Origin of the sequence: Parabacteroides sp. Y3-G-102 (genome assembly GCF_023656845.1) — a bacterium.
Classification (GTDB): Bacteria; Bacteroidota; Bacteroidia; order Bacteroidales; family Tannerellaceae; genus Parabacteroides; species Parabacteroides distasonis.
This window is the reverse complement of record NZ_JAMOKU010000047.1, coordinates 25,603-40,222: the sequence shown is the minus strand read 5'-3', so window position 1 is coordinate 40,222 and position 14,620 is coordinate 25,603. Positions and strand designations below refer to the sequence as shown.

Sequence of the window (14,620 nt, the reverse complement as noted above, 5' to 3'; positions counted from 1 at the left end):
AAATTAAGGTGGCTATAGCACGAGGGATCCACCTCTTCCCATTCCGAACAGAGAAGTTAAGCCTCGTCACGCCGATGGTACTGCGTAACAGTGGAAGAGTAGGTAGCCGCCGTCTTAGGTGAAGGAGTCAGTCGAAAGATTGGCTCCTTTTTTTGGTATATACACCAGCCGTTGTAGAGATGTGGCGTGGCCGCATCTAATCCTTTCGAAATGTGCCGGATTTTGGTTAATCCAGCACTAATTTTACGATAGCCCCGTAAGAGGGTACGTTCTTAAAAGCGTCTTGCAAAGGATATTCGCCAGCGTAGACCCGGGCACAAGTCAATACCCCGCCATGCGCGAACAGGCATACCTTTTGCAGCCCGCTTTTGCGAAGCTCATTCAAGAAGTCGCTAACCCGGTCGTATTGATCTTGTAGGGATTCACCGTTTGGAGTCGGGTTATTAACCCAATCCTTAAACCAAGCCTCTGAGCGGGGATCGGAGGATAGCTCATTCCATGACTTCATTTCCCATTCCCCGAAATTCACCTCCTTGATACGGTCTTCTCTCTCCGCCTCCGGAAAGCCGCAATAATTAGCTAAGCGCACGCAGCGGGTAAGGGGACTTGTCCAAACCTTATCGAACGTATGATCGCTCAAGCCTTTTTTTACCTCTTCCGCCTCTTCCTCGAAGGTCGGTTTCAATGGAACATCGGTTTGCCCGTAGGCGTAGCCGGCGGGAACATCGACAGAGGTATGTCTGATTAAATAAATCTCCATAATTATATAGTTTGATAGATGATCACGAAACCCATATAGAAGCTTAACTCACAAAGAAGAAAAGTCGCTCCACAGCAGTCTCCCGTATATCCTTGTATCTTTCTCTTCATGAAAGAGGTGAGGAAGTACCAAGTGATAACCGGGAATATACCCGCTAGTAAGTAAACAGGTTGGGGAAGCCATAATAATGGTAAGAAAGCACAAATGATGCTAAATACATATTCTCGAGAGGTCATTCGGCTATATACGGTCTTGTTCTTGGCTTCCTCCTCTTTCCTCGCGTAAGGCAGGCGATTGATGATCATGCTGGAGACGCCTTTGCAAAAAGGATCTCCAGCCAGTATGGCAGATCCCGCTAGCTCGATCGGGAGACTGCTTACTAGTAGGTAGAACAGTCCGAAGTAGAAAATCAGTCCGATTACCCCATAGCTGCCTATATGCGAGTCTTTCATGATCGCCAATATGCGTTCCCGGCTCGTGCCGCCGCCGAAACCATCGAAGAAATCCGCCAGCCCGTCCTCATGCAGGCAGCCAGTTATCAGCAATCGGGCAATCATGGCGCATAAGATCGCCACGGATGGCGGAAGAATCAAGGAGGTAGCGTACAAGACCAATACCGACAAACCAGCCGTCAGCCAACCGACCAACGCCCAATGGCTCACGATATTCTTGAAACAGGCCGCCGGAACCTCCGCCAACCGCCAGAACGGTAACCGAGTAAAGAATATAAACGCAGCGAGTATCCGCAACATATCAGAAATATTTGGTGATTGCCGCTTGCTTGAAACTATGCATCTCGTTGATCATGCGAATGGCGGAGTCGAGTATCGGGTAAGCGCATACCGAGCCGGAACCTTCTCCCAGCCGTAGCCCTAGATCGAGCAATGCTTTTGCCCCCAAAAAATCCAGTACTCGTTTATGCCCGGCCTCGTCGCCGCAATGCCCGAATACGCAATACGATTGCATTTCCGGATATAAGCGGGAAGCCACCAATACGCAATTCGTCATGATAAAACCATCCACGAGGATAATCATCTTCAGTTCGGCGGCACGCAACATGCCTCCTACAGCCATAACCATCTCATACCCTCCGAAGTAGCGCATTACATCCAAGGCGCTTCCATCCCCTTTGTAATTCTCCAACGAGCGTTTCAGTACGTTGTATTTATGCCGTACGCCCTCGCTGTCCAGTCCACTACCGGCCCCCACACAGTCGATCAATGGGATTTGCGTGAGGCAAGTCATCCACATGCTGGAAGCCGCCGTATTCCCGATACCCATCTCTCCGAAACTGATCACGTTACAGCCTTCGTTGTAACAATCCGTCACGATATCGGCTCCGTATTGAAGGGCTTTCTCCATTTCCTCCACGGTCATGGCCGCCTCGTGAAGAAAGTTACGGGTTCCTCCCTTGCGCACCTTGCGGTCGATAAGTTGGGGGATAACGGGGAAATCGAAATCCACGCCGCCATCCACGATCTTCAACTCAAACCCATGCTGGCGGGCAAGGTAGCAAACTCCCGCTCCTCCGTTCAAGAAATTATGGATCACTTGGCGAGTTACCTCCTTGGGAGATTTGCTTACGCCCTCGTCGGCGATGCCGTGATCCGATGCATAGATTACGTTCACGGGATGACGCAAGACAGGCGATAAGGTTTGCTGGATCAATCCCACTTGCAGGGCGAGCGCCTCGAGCGTTCCCAATGAGCCTTTCGGCTTTGTCAGATTATCGATCTTGTCTTGTAAAGCGGCCTCCAGCCCTTTGTCCGGGGCCTCGATGTGAAATTGTATCATGATAGTAGTATTTTATATAAGTCGTTGTTCTTATTCCTTGATCTTGACGGGGATTCCGCTGACCATCAAGACAACCTCGTCCGCCTTCGAGGCGATGTATTGGTTGAGCCAGCCTTGCATATCGGTAAATTTCCGTTGCACCTCGTCTATCGGCACACCTCCCATACCCAACTCATTTGTCACGAAGATCAGGTAGGCATCTTGTCGGGAGAGTTTATCGAACTCCGCTTTGAGGAGGGAGAGAGATAATTCCACGTCGCTTTGATTGTCGAAGAAGAAATTCGTTCCCCAAAGGGTTACGCAATCGATCACCACGACACGATCGGTAAGATCGTGGCGGCTCAAGTATTTCTCTTCCTCTATATTGGTCCACTCGGGTCCACGGTCTCGCTGGTGGCGTTCCACCCGCTTCCGGAACTCCTCGTCCCAGATTCGGGAGGTAGCTAGGTAAACCGGTTTGGGCGACAGCGATAAGGCGAGCCTCTGTGCGTATCCGCTCTTGCCGGACCGCTGTCCTCCAGTCACTAAGATCACTTTCTTACTCATCGCCTTCGTGATTCCTGTTTTTCCGGTGGGCGGCACGTTTAGCCTTGTTGATCGGATTGTTCTTGCTCGTCTTCCGAAGGGCGGCCGATTTCGGGTTGGCGGCGATCCGCTGCGCCACCGCCGATTTGCTCAGTGCCTTTCCGAACTTGGGGCGTAAGGCATCCCGCAATAACTTCTCCTCATCGGTAAGCTTGGCGGTCTTGGATTTCCAGCCTCCCTCTTTCTGCGCCTTACGGGCGGCAGCGTATTTATTGAACTTTCCGAACTTCTCCATTTTAGCGCCTTCATGGCCTCCCTTGTTCTCGGGTTTCGCTTTCCGGAGCGTGCCGAGTAATTCTTTTTCTTGCTGCATCTCCTTTTTCTCCTCCTCTTGCAGGCGGATATATTTCTCTACGTTCAAGCGTTCACCGTCCACCAATACGACATCCTCTGCCGTGACCTTCTGGCCTACGTGCGGTTGCTTGCCGTTTACGGTTACCCGTTCCATCTCGATGAAATTGTCCGCTTCCCGGCGTGAGCAAACACCGGCTTCGCTTATCAGTTTGTTTAATCTAATTTCCATATTATTAATATTATATTATTAGTAAAATAAGGGTGACGATCACACCCATCAACAGTTCCGTATTACTATTCACTTGAATGGCGATACGCATATCCTCGGTCGTGAAAGGCCTCGCGTTCGTTCCGATATAAGGCTTCTCCACCGGTTTGCCGAAATAATCGTGCGTCCCCCCGAACTGGCAGTCCAAGACCGCCGCCAAGGCCGCTTCTGGATAACCGGAATTAGGGCTTGCGTGTTCAGGGCCGAAACGCCGTACGAAATCCCTTTTCCCCCAATTATTGGAGACCAGCAACATCAAATAGGCCGTGAGGCGGGCCGGGATGTAATTGGCGATATCGTCGATTTGCGCCGCTATCCGTCCGAACTCAAGGTAACGCTCATTCTTATAACCGATCATCGAGTCCAGCGTATTCACCATCTTGTAAGCCATCATCCCCGGCAACCCCAGCAGGGCAAACCAAAACATCGGGGCGATCACGCCGTCGCTTAAGTTCTCGGACAAGGTCTCCAACGCTGCCGCCCGTATCTCTTGCGGCGACAGGTTCGAGGTATCCCTCCCCACGATCCGTGCCACTTGCCGCCGTCCTTCTTCCGTGCTACGGTCCACGGCCTCGAACACCGCCTTCACTTCCTTGATAAGCGTCTTTCCGGATAGGCAATAAAATACGCCGACAGCCGTCAGCAACCCACTGAACTGCGGATGTATGATCCAAGCCCACGACAATATCCACTCGCAGATTAAATACACGCCAAGGATAAGCACGACTGCCAGTATGCCGCCTTTTAGGACCCGCTCGGAGCCTTTATTCAACGCTTTCTCTCCGGCGCTGATCGCTTTGCCAAACCATACGATCGGATGGGGCCAACCTTCCGGGTCTCCCAGCAACCGGTCGGATAACCAACCACCCAAAAAGGGCACGATCTTGAGTAAATTGATAGAATGATGTAACCAATACATATTGAATGTCATTGAAGGAACAAACTTAGACAAAAAAAAGAACATAAGGAAGCGGTAAGCGATTCTTCATCACACATTAGGCGAAAGAAACCTACATTTAAAGGATTTCGAGCGTAGACTTTCATATTCTATCAGCCGTTAAATGATCATCCACCATCTGTTGCATGATCTTCTAACAGTTGGTGGATGATCATACAACGGATGGTAGAAGATGAATAGGTACGGAAAAAACGGCTAAAGAATGCCTTTAGAAGCCTTAAATCTTCGGGAAGGGAGGGCTTGATATACAGTGGATTCCTTTCAATTTTGTGTTTATTAACAAAAAAACGTTCTTACGGCCGGTTATTATTACTTTATTTGCTCCCACCGTATCGTGAAAGGAGTTAATCGAGATGACAGATGAAAAATCCATTTTAGAACAATTTGCCGTTGGAAATCATACCGCTTTCCGGGAATTGTTCATGCGTTACCATCTGAAAGTCTATTATTTCGTGCTGGGACTCGTGAAGTCCGAGAGTGATGCCGAGGACTTGACCCAAGAGATTTTCCTAAAGCTTTGGACGCATCGGAGTCGTTTCACGGAAGTGAGGACGTTCGGTTCCTACCTCTATGTGCTGGCGAAGCATACGGCGTTCAATTATATCGAATCCCGCCGGGTGAATCTCGTGAGCTTGGAGAGTGCTTCGGAGGAAGACGAGGAGCGAAGTACGCCTTATGAGGATTTAGTCGCTAAGGATTTGCGATTGTTGGTGGATATGATTGTAGAGACCATGCCGCCACAGCGGAGGATGATCTACCGGATGAGCCGTAATGAGGGATTGTCGAACACAGAGATCGCCGAGAATTTACAACTCTCAAAAAAGACCGTGGAAAAACATTTGAATCTAGCGTTAAGGGAATTGCGGAACGTAGTATTGACTTTCCTTCTTGTTATGATATGTTAATGAATTGAGGGTGAAGTGAGAAAAGTAGGTCCTATAAACAAGATAAAATAGAAAAGCAGGAATGAGTCCTATAAAAAAGATATTAAAATACTTTTTCCATCATTCGTTCTCCGGGGAGATGGTGGATCGGGTACATCAACGATTGGCGGAGCCGGGAGACGAACGGGAAAAGGAAGAGGTTTTACGGGAGATCTGGAATGAGATCGGTTTTCCGGAGGCGGATAAACGAAGCGAGATGGCTTTCGCCCGGTTGGAGAATACATTGGACGTGAGGCCCCGTCCCTGTCTGCGTATCCCGGCATGGGTGCGTATCGCCGCTATCTGGCTGATCCCTTTGTTGTCGTTGGGTGTTTCTTATTATCTATATAGAGACGCACGGGATGTCAGGCAGCTCGCTTTTATGGAGCGGTTCGTACCTTCCGGCAAGCGGGAGCGGATCACCTTGCCCGATGGTAGCGAGGTCTGGTTGAATTCCAGTACCTTGCTGCTTTATCCATCCGACTTTATCGGGGATAAGCGAGAGATCTATCTGGTGGGAGAGGGATATTTCAAGGTGCGAAAACGTCCTGAGCAACCTTTCATTGTGCGGACGAAAGCGATGCGGGTACAAGTGTTGGGTACCGAGTTTAATTTATCCGCTTACTCGGACCAAGAGAAGATAACGACAACCTTGGAGGAAGGTTCCTTGAAGATCCTTCCTGATGATCCCTCGGTGGCTCCATGTATATTGAGTCCTAACGAGCAGCTTGTCTACATCCCTTCCCGGGGAAAGGTGGACGTGCGGCAGGTGGTGGGCTCGGATTACTCGGCATGGAAAGAGGGAGGCTTGTTGTTTAACAACGATTCTTTCGAGGATATTTTAAAAACCTTGGAACGTGTCTATAATGTGAAGGTGCATTTGCGTACCTCCGCTTATCATTCCAACCGGCTTACGATCCATTTCAATAAGAATGAGTCATTGGTGAACATCATGATGCTGCTCAAGGAGATAGTACCTGGTTTAGAGTATCAGATCAAAGAGGATGGAGTCTATATTGATTAAAATGTATATTTCTTAGTCTTCTTTTAAAAGTGAAAGTATATATAGAAACGAGTGTGTTTACCAATTAGAAGTAAAAACTTTATCTCACTGTTTGTTTGTCGAGCTGAACAATAGATACGAGCTTTCGATAAACAGTTTGGTGTTTGTGTCCATTTGAAATTTCTATTACTCAATGTTCTGCGTTTTACATTTGTTAACTTTGTTCTGTTAGGTGTATCCTTCGTATTCCTTGTCCTAATAACGAGTACGTACTATAGAAGGAAATATAAATGTTTAACTAAAAAATCTAATATCGCATGAACAGGAATAAATCTATATGTATCACTATTCTTTGTTTGAGTCTTGCTATGGTTCGGAGTTTGCCTATTGATGCGCAAAAAGTGACATTTCATGACGGTTTTATCTCTTTAAAACAAGCATTTGAGAAACTAGAGTCAGTCTCGACTTATAAGATAGCCTATAATGATAGTCAATTGGATGTGTCGAGAAAGGTCTTGATGGATCAAAAAGAAATGGAAGTCTTGTTGGCCTTATCGCAATTGTTAAAGAATACGGGGTACACATATAAGACAAATGGAAATTACATACTTATTGTACCGGAGAAAGCGGATGATACCACGAAAGACAGAAAAAGAGTATCGGGTGTGATTGTCGATAACCAAGGTATCCCTGTGATTGGTGCAAATGTTGTGGAGAAGGGGACTGCAAACGGAACTATCACTGATATTGATGGAAAATTCACGTTAGAGGTAAGCGGTAATGCTACTCTTCAAGTCTCATATATCGGCTATAATACGCAAGAATTATCGGTCTCAGGAAAGACCGATTTCTCCATTAAACTTGGCGAGGATACGCAAGCTTTAGACGAGGTGGTCGTTGTTGGATATGGAACACAAAAGAAGGTAAATCTGACGGGAGCGGTGCAAAGTATTTCTAGTCAGGATTTAACGAAGCGAAACCTTTCCAGTTCATCTCAAGCCTTACAAGGCTTGATACCGGGTATGGTTGTTACCCAAAGTTCCGGAGCTCCGGGAGCGACGGCCTCCATCCAAATCCGAGGAACGGGATCGATCAATTCGAATAGTGAGCCTTTGGTATTGATAGATGGGGTTGAGGGGGATATGAACTCTGTCGATATGAATGCGATAGAGTCTGTCTCTGTATTGAAAGATGCTGCATCAGCGTCGATCTATGGATCTCGTGCCTCTAATGGTGTCATTTTGGTGACAACCAAAAGGGCTAAAGAAAATAAATTATCGGTCTCTTATAATGGTTATGTAGGATTTCGTACGCCTACCTCGACTCCTAATCCCGTAGATGCGGTCACTTATATGGAGGCTATCAATCAAGCGTGCGTTAATAATAATCAAGCCCCTCAATATTCGGAAGAGGTAATTAATGCCTATAAGACTTCTGGGGCAGATAATATTCATAGGTATGATACGAATTGGAAAGATCTAGTATTTGATGAAATCACGTTAACACACAATCATTCACTTAGTGTTAGTGGTGGTAGTGATGTGTTAAAGACATTTGTCAATGCTTCCTATAATTATGAGGATGGTTTAATACCAAATAATTCGTTCAAACGTACTGCTATTCGTTCAAACACGGACGTTAAGCTAACAGAGTGGCTTAGGGCGGGTTTAAACCTGAATATCCGTAGAAGCATTCAAAAAGACCCGACGAGTGGAACAAATAATATTATAAATAGTACGTTGCGTTTTACACCTCTTTTTGGGGCTGTTAATAATGATGGAACTTGGGGAAATGGCCAAAATGGTATCAATCCGTTAGCGCAAGCGATTGATGGTGGGGTTAAGGTTGTAGATAATAATGATATAGATGTAAAAGGAACTCTCGCTTTGACACCAATCAAAGGTATGGAGATCTTGGCCAGTTATGCCAGCAGGCGGTATGAGAATAAACAAGATAAGTTTCAGAATACCTATGATACTTATGAAGGTGGTAATTTTATCATGACTTATCCTACGACTAAATCTAGGTACGAGGAGTGGTATCAGTTAATTAAGAACCAGTTTAACGCTCAGGTGACTTATGAAAATACTTTCAATGAAAGGCATTATTTTAAGGGCTTTTTGGGATTTCAAACCGATGAGTTCAAAAATAAGTCGTTTGGTGGTTCACGTAATAATTATTACTATGATGGCTACGAGGAAATGAATCATGGGGATGCCTCTTCTTCTATGGTTAATGGCAATAGTTCTAAATTGACTATGATGTCATATTTCGCTCGCTTTAATTATACTTTTGCGGACAAATATTTAATCGAACTTACCGGACGTTACGATGGCTCATCAAGGTTCACTGCTAAAAATCGCTGGGGATTTTTTCCTTCAGTGTCTATTGGATGGCGAATATCAGAGGAACATTTCTTCGATCCATTAAAAGATGCGATTGATAATTTGAAGATCCGTGCTTCGTATGGTTCTTTAGGAAACCAAGACCTCAAGGACTATTATCCATATGCGTCTGTATTAGCCTTGGATGCCTCGTATTGGTTTGGAGATAGTAAAAATTATACTACAGGAATTTATTCCAATGCGTTGTCTAATCCTGAAATCTCGTGGGAGAAATCACAGCAGTTTGATTTTGGATTGGATATTACCGCTTTTAATACCCGTTTGGATGTGACGTTTGATTATTACATCCGTGAAATTAGCGATATGTTGCAACAATTTCCCGTGACTTATGCGGTTGGTTTGACTTCTCCATGGGAGAATGCGGGCAATATGAGAAATAACGGTTGGGATTTAAGCGTGATGTGGCATGATCGGATAGGAAAAGTGAAATATAACATTAGGGCTATGTTATCCGATGTAAAAAATGAGGTGACGGATCTGTATGGAAATAAGTATATTAATGATAATAATACGACACAAGAGGGATTCCCTATAAGTTCTTGGTATGGATATGTGGCTGATGGATATTTCCAGTCTAAAGAGGAGATTAATAGCTATCCAGTTTATGGGAATAATAAAGATAATGTAAAGCCCGGATATATAAAATATAAGGATATTAGTGGCCCTGAAGGGGTACCTGATGGCCAGATCACAGATGCGGATCGTACGATTATCGGTGATCCACAACCACGTTATTCTTTTAGTCTGAATCTAGGTGCGGAATGGAATAACTTTGATTTTAATGTGTTTTTACAAGGAGTGGGTAAACGGGATATATTCTTTAACGGAGCAGGAGCAAGGCCGTTTTGGATGGGAGGTACTGTTTACGAACATCAGTTGGATTCTTGGTCTGAAGAGAATCGAAATGCAGAATATCCTCTATTATTGATTGATGGTTCAGGCGGAGGAAACATGAATAATATTCCTTCTTCTTTTTGGGTAAAGAGTGGGGCTTATATGCGTTTAAAGAACGTGAGTGTAGGTTATTCATTGCCTAAGAATATATTAGGTAAATCAGGGCTTAGTAATGTGCGATTTTATCTAAGCGGCCAAAATCTACTCACAATAGCAAAAGGATATAAAGGATATGATCCTGAAGGTGATGTATCATCTTATTATCCGGTTACTCAGGTTTATACATTTGGTGTCGATATAAAATTTTAAAGGAAAGGTTATGAAAAGATACAGATTCATTTATACGATTTGCGTGTTACTTGTTTTTATTAATATATCATGCAGTGATTTTTTGGATGTAGAAGATACGAATCCGTCTTACACAAACGAGGGATTTTATACAAATGAGAACGCAATCAGAGAAGGGGCAACTGGTGTATATTCGAACTTATATATGCAGGTTGTAGGAGAACTCGCCCATACGACAATCTTTGATTTTTATACAGGGCTAGCTCTGGAAAGAAATGAGAATACGACGATTGGTGCGGGAGGTGGTTTAAATGCGGATAACAGCGATATACTTAAATTCTGGTCCCAACTTTATACGAACGTAGCGAGAGCAAACGCATTTTTAACAGGAGTGAGGCCGAATATGGATGATCTTAGTAAGAAGTCTTTACAGTATGTATCGGAGGTCCGTGTGTTAAGAGCGTATTATTATTATCTGTTAATCGCTTTATGGGGGGATGTGCCTTTTTATACAGAACCTCCCACTTCCGATCAGTATGAGGTGGAAAAAACATCAAGGGTTAAAATATTGGATTTTATTATAAACGAATGTAATGAAGCTACCGAATATCTAGATTGGATCGCAATGGATAGAGGACGTGTTGATAAATCATTTGCGTATGGTCTTATCAATCGTATGGCTTTATTAGGGGGGAGTTTAGATTTCGGAGGAAAAAGTACTGAATATTTTAAAATAGCCGCTGAAGCAGCCTCAAAAGTGATCGGGAAACGTTTGCTGGCATTGAACTACGAGGATTTGTTTGTCGTGGAAGGACAGGCGAAAGCAGATGTCCGAAACGAGATGATTTTGGAGATGATCTATAATGTTGATGGTACGAATGTTCACAGGAATTGGACTGGATTTGGTTTTGTCTCTCGTATGCAAGGACAAACGTCTCGACATCCGAGTATGCTGTTGGCAGATACTTATGAATGTATAGATGGGAAACGTATTGATGAATCTCCACTATATGATGTACATCACCCACAAAAGAACAGGGACCCTCGTTTCAAGGCTACTTTATGGATGCATGGAGATACAGCTACTTGTAATAATGGTTCTTTGAATACCGTTATTATCAATGCCTATGATGACGAGACACAACAATATAATTATACGACTGGTGAATGGGAGGTTAGAAATAATGATGATATAAATAGCGCTGCAGCTTGGGCTAGTTTTACCAATGCCGGGTGTGGTTATATTATAGCTAAATATAGTAAAGAAACATCTCAAAATATTAGCTATACAAGTCAAAATGTACCAATCATGCGGTATGCGGAAATCTTACTTGGTTATGCGGAAGCGAAGATTGAACTAGGGGAGTTGGATCAGAGCGTTTATGACGCTATCAATCAAGTACGAAATCGTGTAGGGATGCCCAATGTATCGGCTGATAGAATCGGAAATATAGAGAAAATGCGTCAATTAGTAAGAAGAGAGCGTAAGGTAGAATTCGCTATTGAAGGATTGCATCTGATCGATATGAGAAGATGGGGAATTGGGGATTTAGAAAATGAGAAACCGATGTATGGTCGTCCTATCGAGGAAATTCGTTATAAAGGTTTGTCTGAGACCGATATTCCTTATTTTAAGAAATCGGATCGTCATGATTTAAATGATATTCCTGATTATGAGTCTTATAAAGAGAAATTGAAAGTAAGGGACGCAAATCGTTATTGGGATGCTAAATTTGAGTTATGGCCTATTCCTCAACAAGAATTGGATCGTAATCCTAAATTAGTTCAAAATAAAGGGTATTAAAATATGAAACGACGAGATTTTTTGACTTATAGTTTATTGACAGGAGGAAGCTCGCTTTTGCTTCCTCTTGTGACAGCTTGCCAAAAAGGGAATAAGATTTCCTCTTCCATGCCGATTGAAGGAGGAGCGAAAGTAGAGGAAATGAAAGCTGATATTGTGGTTGTTGGAGGAGGAATGGGCGGTTGTGCAACTGCGTTAGCCGCTTGTAGAAATGGTATGAATGTAATTCTTACGGAAGAAACGGATTGGATTGGTGGACAGGTTGCTCAGCAAGGTGTACCGCCAGACGAACATAAATGGATTGAGTCTGGTGGAGCTACCGCATCTTATCAAATGTATAGAAATAAAATACGTGATTTTTATCGGTATCATTATCATTTAACAGAGGCGGCTCGTAATAATCCATATCTAAATCCGGGTAATGGTGGTGTATCTAAAATATGCCATGAACCGATGGTTTCTGTGGAGGTCTTGATGGAAATGCTAATGCCTTATGTTAGTGCGGGAAAATTACAAATTTTGTTAAATCATAAGGCTCAAAGTTCCGATGTGCAGGGAGATGAAGTGTTAGCTGTTACTGTACGAGATAGACAAAATGGAGAACTTGTTACCTTGACCGCTCCTTATTTTGTGGATGCGACAGAGTGTGGTGATTTACTACCACTGACGAAGACTGAATATGTAACAGGTTCGGAGTCGCAAGAAGATACAAAAGAGCTGCATGCTGCTAAGCAGTCAAATCCTTTGAATAATCAGGCTTTTACTGTTTGTTTTGCGATGGAATACATACCGGGAGAAGATTGGACAATCGATAAGCCAGATAATTATACGTTTTGGGCTAACTATATACCAAATTTAACTCCTGCATGGCCGGGTAAATTGTTGAGTATGACCTATCCGACACCATCTACATTAAAACCTAATCATGCCGTCTGTATTCCTGATGGAACACCAACGGATGCTTTTAACTTTTGGATGTATCGTAGAATTATAGATCAGCATAATTTTCTTCCAGGTACTTACCAAGGGAGCACGACTCTTGTTAATTGGCCTCAGAATGATTATATGTTAGGGAATATTATAGATGTGCCCGAGAATGAATTTCAGAAGCATGTGGATGCCGCAAAAGCTTTGAATCTTTCATTGTTATATTGGCTACAGACTGAAGCCCCACGACCAGATGGTGGTGTTGGTTGGAAGGGATTAAGGCTCCGTAAAAATTTGCTTGGTACGAAAGATGGAATGGCTAAATATCCTTATATAAGGGAGTCACGCCGCATTAAAGCGGAATTTAGAATTTTAGAGGAGCATGTGGGCGAAGAGAATAGGAAGTTGATATCAGGAGAAACAACTGCTGCTGCATTTTATGATAGTGTTGGTATTGGTTATTATCATATAGATTTGCATCCTTCTTGTGGAGGAGACAATTATATAGATTTCAACTCTCTTCGTTTTCAAATACCGTTAGGTGCTTTATTACCACAGCGGGTAAATAATTTGTTCCCTGCATGTAAAAATATAGGGACGACTCACATAACAAATGGGTGTTATCGTACCCATCCAGTAGAGTGGGGAATAGGAGAAGCTGTAGGTTTATTAATTACCTATGCCAGTAAAAAGCAAATATCCGCTCGTATTATTCGCAGCGATAAGAATATGCTAACGGATTTCCAGCAATGGATTCAAAAAGAAGGAGTCGAGATTGCATGGAAAAAAGAACTTGTGTAAATATTGTGTGTTGGTAAAAATTAGGATTGGAGAACCGTATTAATGGAATCAAGAAATGAATTCTTGTTTTGTTGATACGGTTCTTTTCTTTTTATGTCAAGAAAATGTTTTTACCTTTAGACGGGCAAAAAGAATCCCGAATGAGTGGGTGTGGATTTTTTTTGTATTAAAATAGGTTAAGCGAAAGTTTTTTCTTTTTAATAATATGTATTTGTTTGTCAATTACGAAATAATCACTACCTTTGCACCGCAAAATTTTTTATTAATCAATATTAAACAGCGTTTTATGAACAATTACGAAACCGTTTTCATTTTGACTCCCGTTTTGTCTGACGCTCAGATGAAGGAAGCGGTAGAGAAATTCACGAACCTTCTGAAAGCTCAAGGAGCTGAGATCGTGAATGAAGAAAACTGGGGCTTGCGCAAGTTAGCTTATCCTATCGACAAGAAGACAACAGGCTTCTACCAGTTGGTTGAATTCAAGGCAGATCCTAGTGTTATCGCTACGTTGGAGTTGAACTTCCGTCGTGACGAGCGTGTGATCCGCTTCTTGACTTTCCGTCAAGACAAGTATGCCGCAGAATATGCAGCTAAGAGAAGAAATCTGAAATCATCTAAAGAAACAGTAAAGGAGAATAATTAATTATGGCAGCAACTCAATCAGAAATCAGATATTTAACTCCGCCTTCAGTAGACGTTAAGAAGAAAAAATATTGCCGTTTCAAAAAGAACGGTATCAAGTATATCGATTATAAGGATCCTGAATTCTTGAAGAAATTCTTGAACGAGCAAGGTAAGATCCTTCCGCGTCGTATCACTGGTACTTCCTTGAAGTTCCAACGTCGTGTGGCTCAGGCTGTAAAGCGTGCTCGTCACTTGGCTTTGCTTCCTTACGTGACCGATTTGATGAAATAAT

General features: G+C 43.5%; 13 protein-coding genes and 1 rRNA gene. 8 read left to right on the top strand and 6 right to left on the bottom strand.

Annotated elements, in window-relative coordinates; all coding sequences use genetic code 11:
- The first annotated feature begins 4 nt into the window (after positions 1–4).
- A 5S ribosomal RNA gene (gene rrf / locus NBH16_RS18965) occupies positions 5–115 on the top strand.
- 111 nt (positions 116–226) lie between these two features.
- Here the strand turns inward: rrf and cobC are convergent.
- The 6 genes from cobC to cbiB are packed head-to-tail and all read right to left on the bottom strand — an operon-like array spanning position 227 to position 4,632.
- The gene (cobC, locus tag NBH16_RS18960) at positions 227–760 is read right to left on the bottom strand and encodes an alpha-ribazole phosphatase (protein ID WP_005855050.1); all 534 of its coding nucleotides are present in this window, start codon (positions 758–760) and stop codon (positions 227–229) included.
- A 2-nt stretch (positions 761–762) separates the two neighbouring features.
- Positions 763–1,512: an adenosylcobinamide-GDP ribazoletransferase gene (locus NBH16_RS18955; protein ID WP_250788968.1), complete on the bottom strand. Its 750-nt coding sequence runs from the start codon at positions 1,510–1,512 to the stop codon at positions 763–765.
- A 1-nt stretch (position 1,513) separates the two neighbouring features.
- Positions 1,514–2,554 carry a nicotinate-nucleotide--dimethylbenzimidazole phosphoribosyltransferase gene (gene cobT, locus NBH16_RS18950; RefSeq protein ID WP_250788967.1) on the bottom strand — a complete coding sequence of 347 codons (1,041 nt, stop codon included), beginning with the start codon at positions 2,552–2,554 and terminating at the stop codon, positions 1,514–1,516.
- A 30-nt stretch (positions 2,555–2,584) separates the two neighbouring features.
- Complete coding sequence (gene cobU, locus NBH16_RS18945) at positions 2,585–3,100, bottom strand: bifunctional adenosylcobinamide kinase/adenosylcobinamide-phosphate guanylyltransferase (RefSeq protein WP_057329223.1); 516 nt, start codon at positions 3,098–3,100, stop codon at positions 2,585–2,587.
- A complete protein-coding gene (locus tag NBH16_RS18940) occupies positions 3,093–3,662 on the bottom strand; it encodes a S4 domain-containing protein (protein ID WP_005865462.1) in 570 nt (189 codons plus the stop codon). Before NBH16_RS18940 ends, cobU begins: the two co-directional genes overlap by 8 nt.
- A 10-nt stretch (positions 3,663–3,672) precedes the next feature.
- Positions 3,673–4,632, bottom strand: a complete 960-nt coding sequence (gene cbiB / locus NBH16_RS18935) for an adenosylcobinamide-phosphate synthase CbiB (RefSeq protein WP_057329256.1) — start codon at positions 4,630–4,632, stop codon at positions 3,673–3,675.
- Between the two features lie 380 nt (positions 4,633–5,012).
- On the opposite strand from cbiB, the gene NBH16_RS18930 reads away from it, so the two are divergent.
- The 7 genes from NBH16_RS18930 to rpsR all read left to right on the top strand — a co-directional run bounded on the left by NBH16_RS18930 (position 5,013) and on the right by rpsR (position 14,619).
- A complete protein-coding gene (locus tag NBH16_RS18930) occupies positions 5,013–5,564 on the top strand; it encodes an RNA polymerase sigma-70 factor (protein WP_009018594.1) in 552 nt (183 codons plus the stop codon).
- Between the two features lie 61 nt (positions 5,565–5,625).
- Positions 5,626–6,606, top strand: a complete 981-nt coding sequence (locus NBH16_RS18925) for a FecR family protein (RefSeq protein WP_048928353.1) — start codon at positions 5,626–5,628, stop codon at positions 6,604–6,606.
- A gap of 296 nt (positions 6,607–6,902) precedes the next feature.
- A complete protein-coding gene (locus NBH16_RS18920; protein WP_122297644.1) occupies positions 6,903–10,193 on the top strand; it encodes a TonB-dependent receptor in 3,291 nt (1,096 codons plus the stop codon).
- Positions 10,194–10,203: 10 nt separating this feature from the next.
- A complete protein-coding gene (locus tag NBH16_RS18915; protein ID WP_005855070.1) occupies positions 10,204–11,976 on the top strand; it encodes a RagB/SusD family nutrient uptake outer membrane protein in 1,773 nt (590 codons plus the stop codon).
- A gap of 3 nt (positions 11,977–11,979) precedes the next feature.
- A complete protein-coding gene (locus tag NBH16_RS18910) occupies positions 11,980–13,704 on the top strand; it encodes an FAD-dependent oxidoreductase (RefSeq protein WP_039849067.1) in 1,725 nt (574 codons plus the stop codon).
- A 286-nt stretch (positions 13,705–13,990) separates the two neighbouring features.
- Positions 13,991–14,347, top strand: coding sequence for a 30S ribosomal protein S6 (gene rpsF / locus NBH16_RS18905; protein WP_005865478.1), 357 nt, complete (start codon positions 13,991–13,993; stop codon positions 14,345–14,347).
- 2 nt (positions 14,348–14,349) lie between these two features.
- Positions 14,350–14,619 (top strand): 30S ribosomal protein S18, encoded by a 270-nt coding sequence (gene rpsR, locus NBH16_RS18900; protein WP_005637107.1) that lies wholly within the window; start codon positions 14,350–14,352, stop codon positions 14,617–14,619.
- The last annotated feature ends 1 nt before the right edge of the window (position 14,620 follow it).

Bases quoted from the DNA above. Each gene is read 5' to 3' on its own strand.
- cobC (WP_005855050.1), bottom strand. From the start codon at position 760: ATGGAGATTTATTTAATCAGACATACCTCTGTCGATGTTCCCGCCGGC.
- NBH16_RS18955 (WP_250788968.1), bottom strand. From the start codon at position 1,512: ATGTTGCGGATACTCGCTGCGTTTATATTCTTTACTCGGTTACCGTTC.
- cobT (WP_250788967.1), bottom strand. From the start codon at position 2,554: ATGATACAATTTCACATCGAGGCCCCGGACAAAGGGCTGGAGGCCGCT.
- cobU (WP_057329223.1), bottom strand. From the start codon at position 3,100: ATGAGTAAGAAAGTGATCTTAGTGACTGGAGGACAGCGGTCCGGCAAG.
- NBH16_RS18940 (WP_005865462.1), bottom strand. From the start codon at position 3,662: ATGGAAATTAGATTAAACAAACTGATAAGCGAAGCCGGTGTTTGCTCA.
- cbiB (WP_057329256.1), bottom strand. From the start codon at position 4,632: ATGACATTCAATATGTATTGGTTACATCATTCTATCAATTTACTCAAG.
- NBH16_RS18930 (WP_009018594.1), top strand. From the start codon at position 5,013: ATGACAGATGAAAAATCCATTTTAGAACAATTTGCCGTTGGAAATCAT.
- NBH16_RS18925 (WP_048928353.1), top strand. From the start codon at position 5,626: ATGAGTCCTATAAAAAAGATATTAAAATACTTTTTCCATCATTCGTTC.
- NBH16_RS18920 (WP_122297644.1), top strand. From the start codon at position 6,903: ATGAACAGGAATAAATCTATATGTATCACTATTCTTTGTTTGAGTCTT.
- NBH16_RS18915 (WP_005855070.1), top strand. From the start codon at position 10,204: ATGAAAAGATACAGATTCATTTATACGATTTGCGTGTTACTTGTTTTT.
- NBH16_RS18910 (WP_039849067.1), top strand. From the start codon at position 11,980: ATGAAACGACGAGATTTTTTGACTTATAGTTTATTGACAGGAGGAAGC.
- rpsF (WP_005865478.1), top strand. From the start codon at position 13,991: ATGAACAATTACGAAACCGTTTTCATTTTGACTCCCGTTTTGTCTGAC.
- rpsR (WP_005637107.1), top strand. From the start codon at position 14,350: ATGGCAGCAACTCAATCAGAAATCAGATATTTAACTCCGCCTTCAGTA.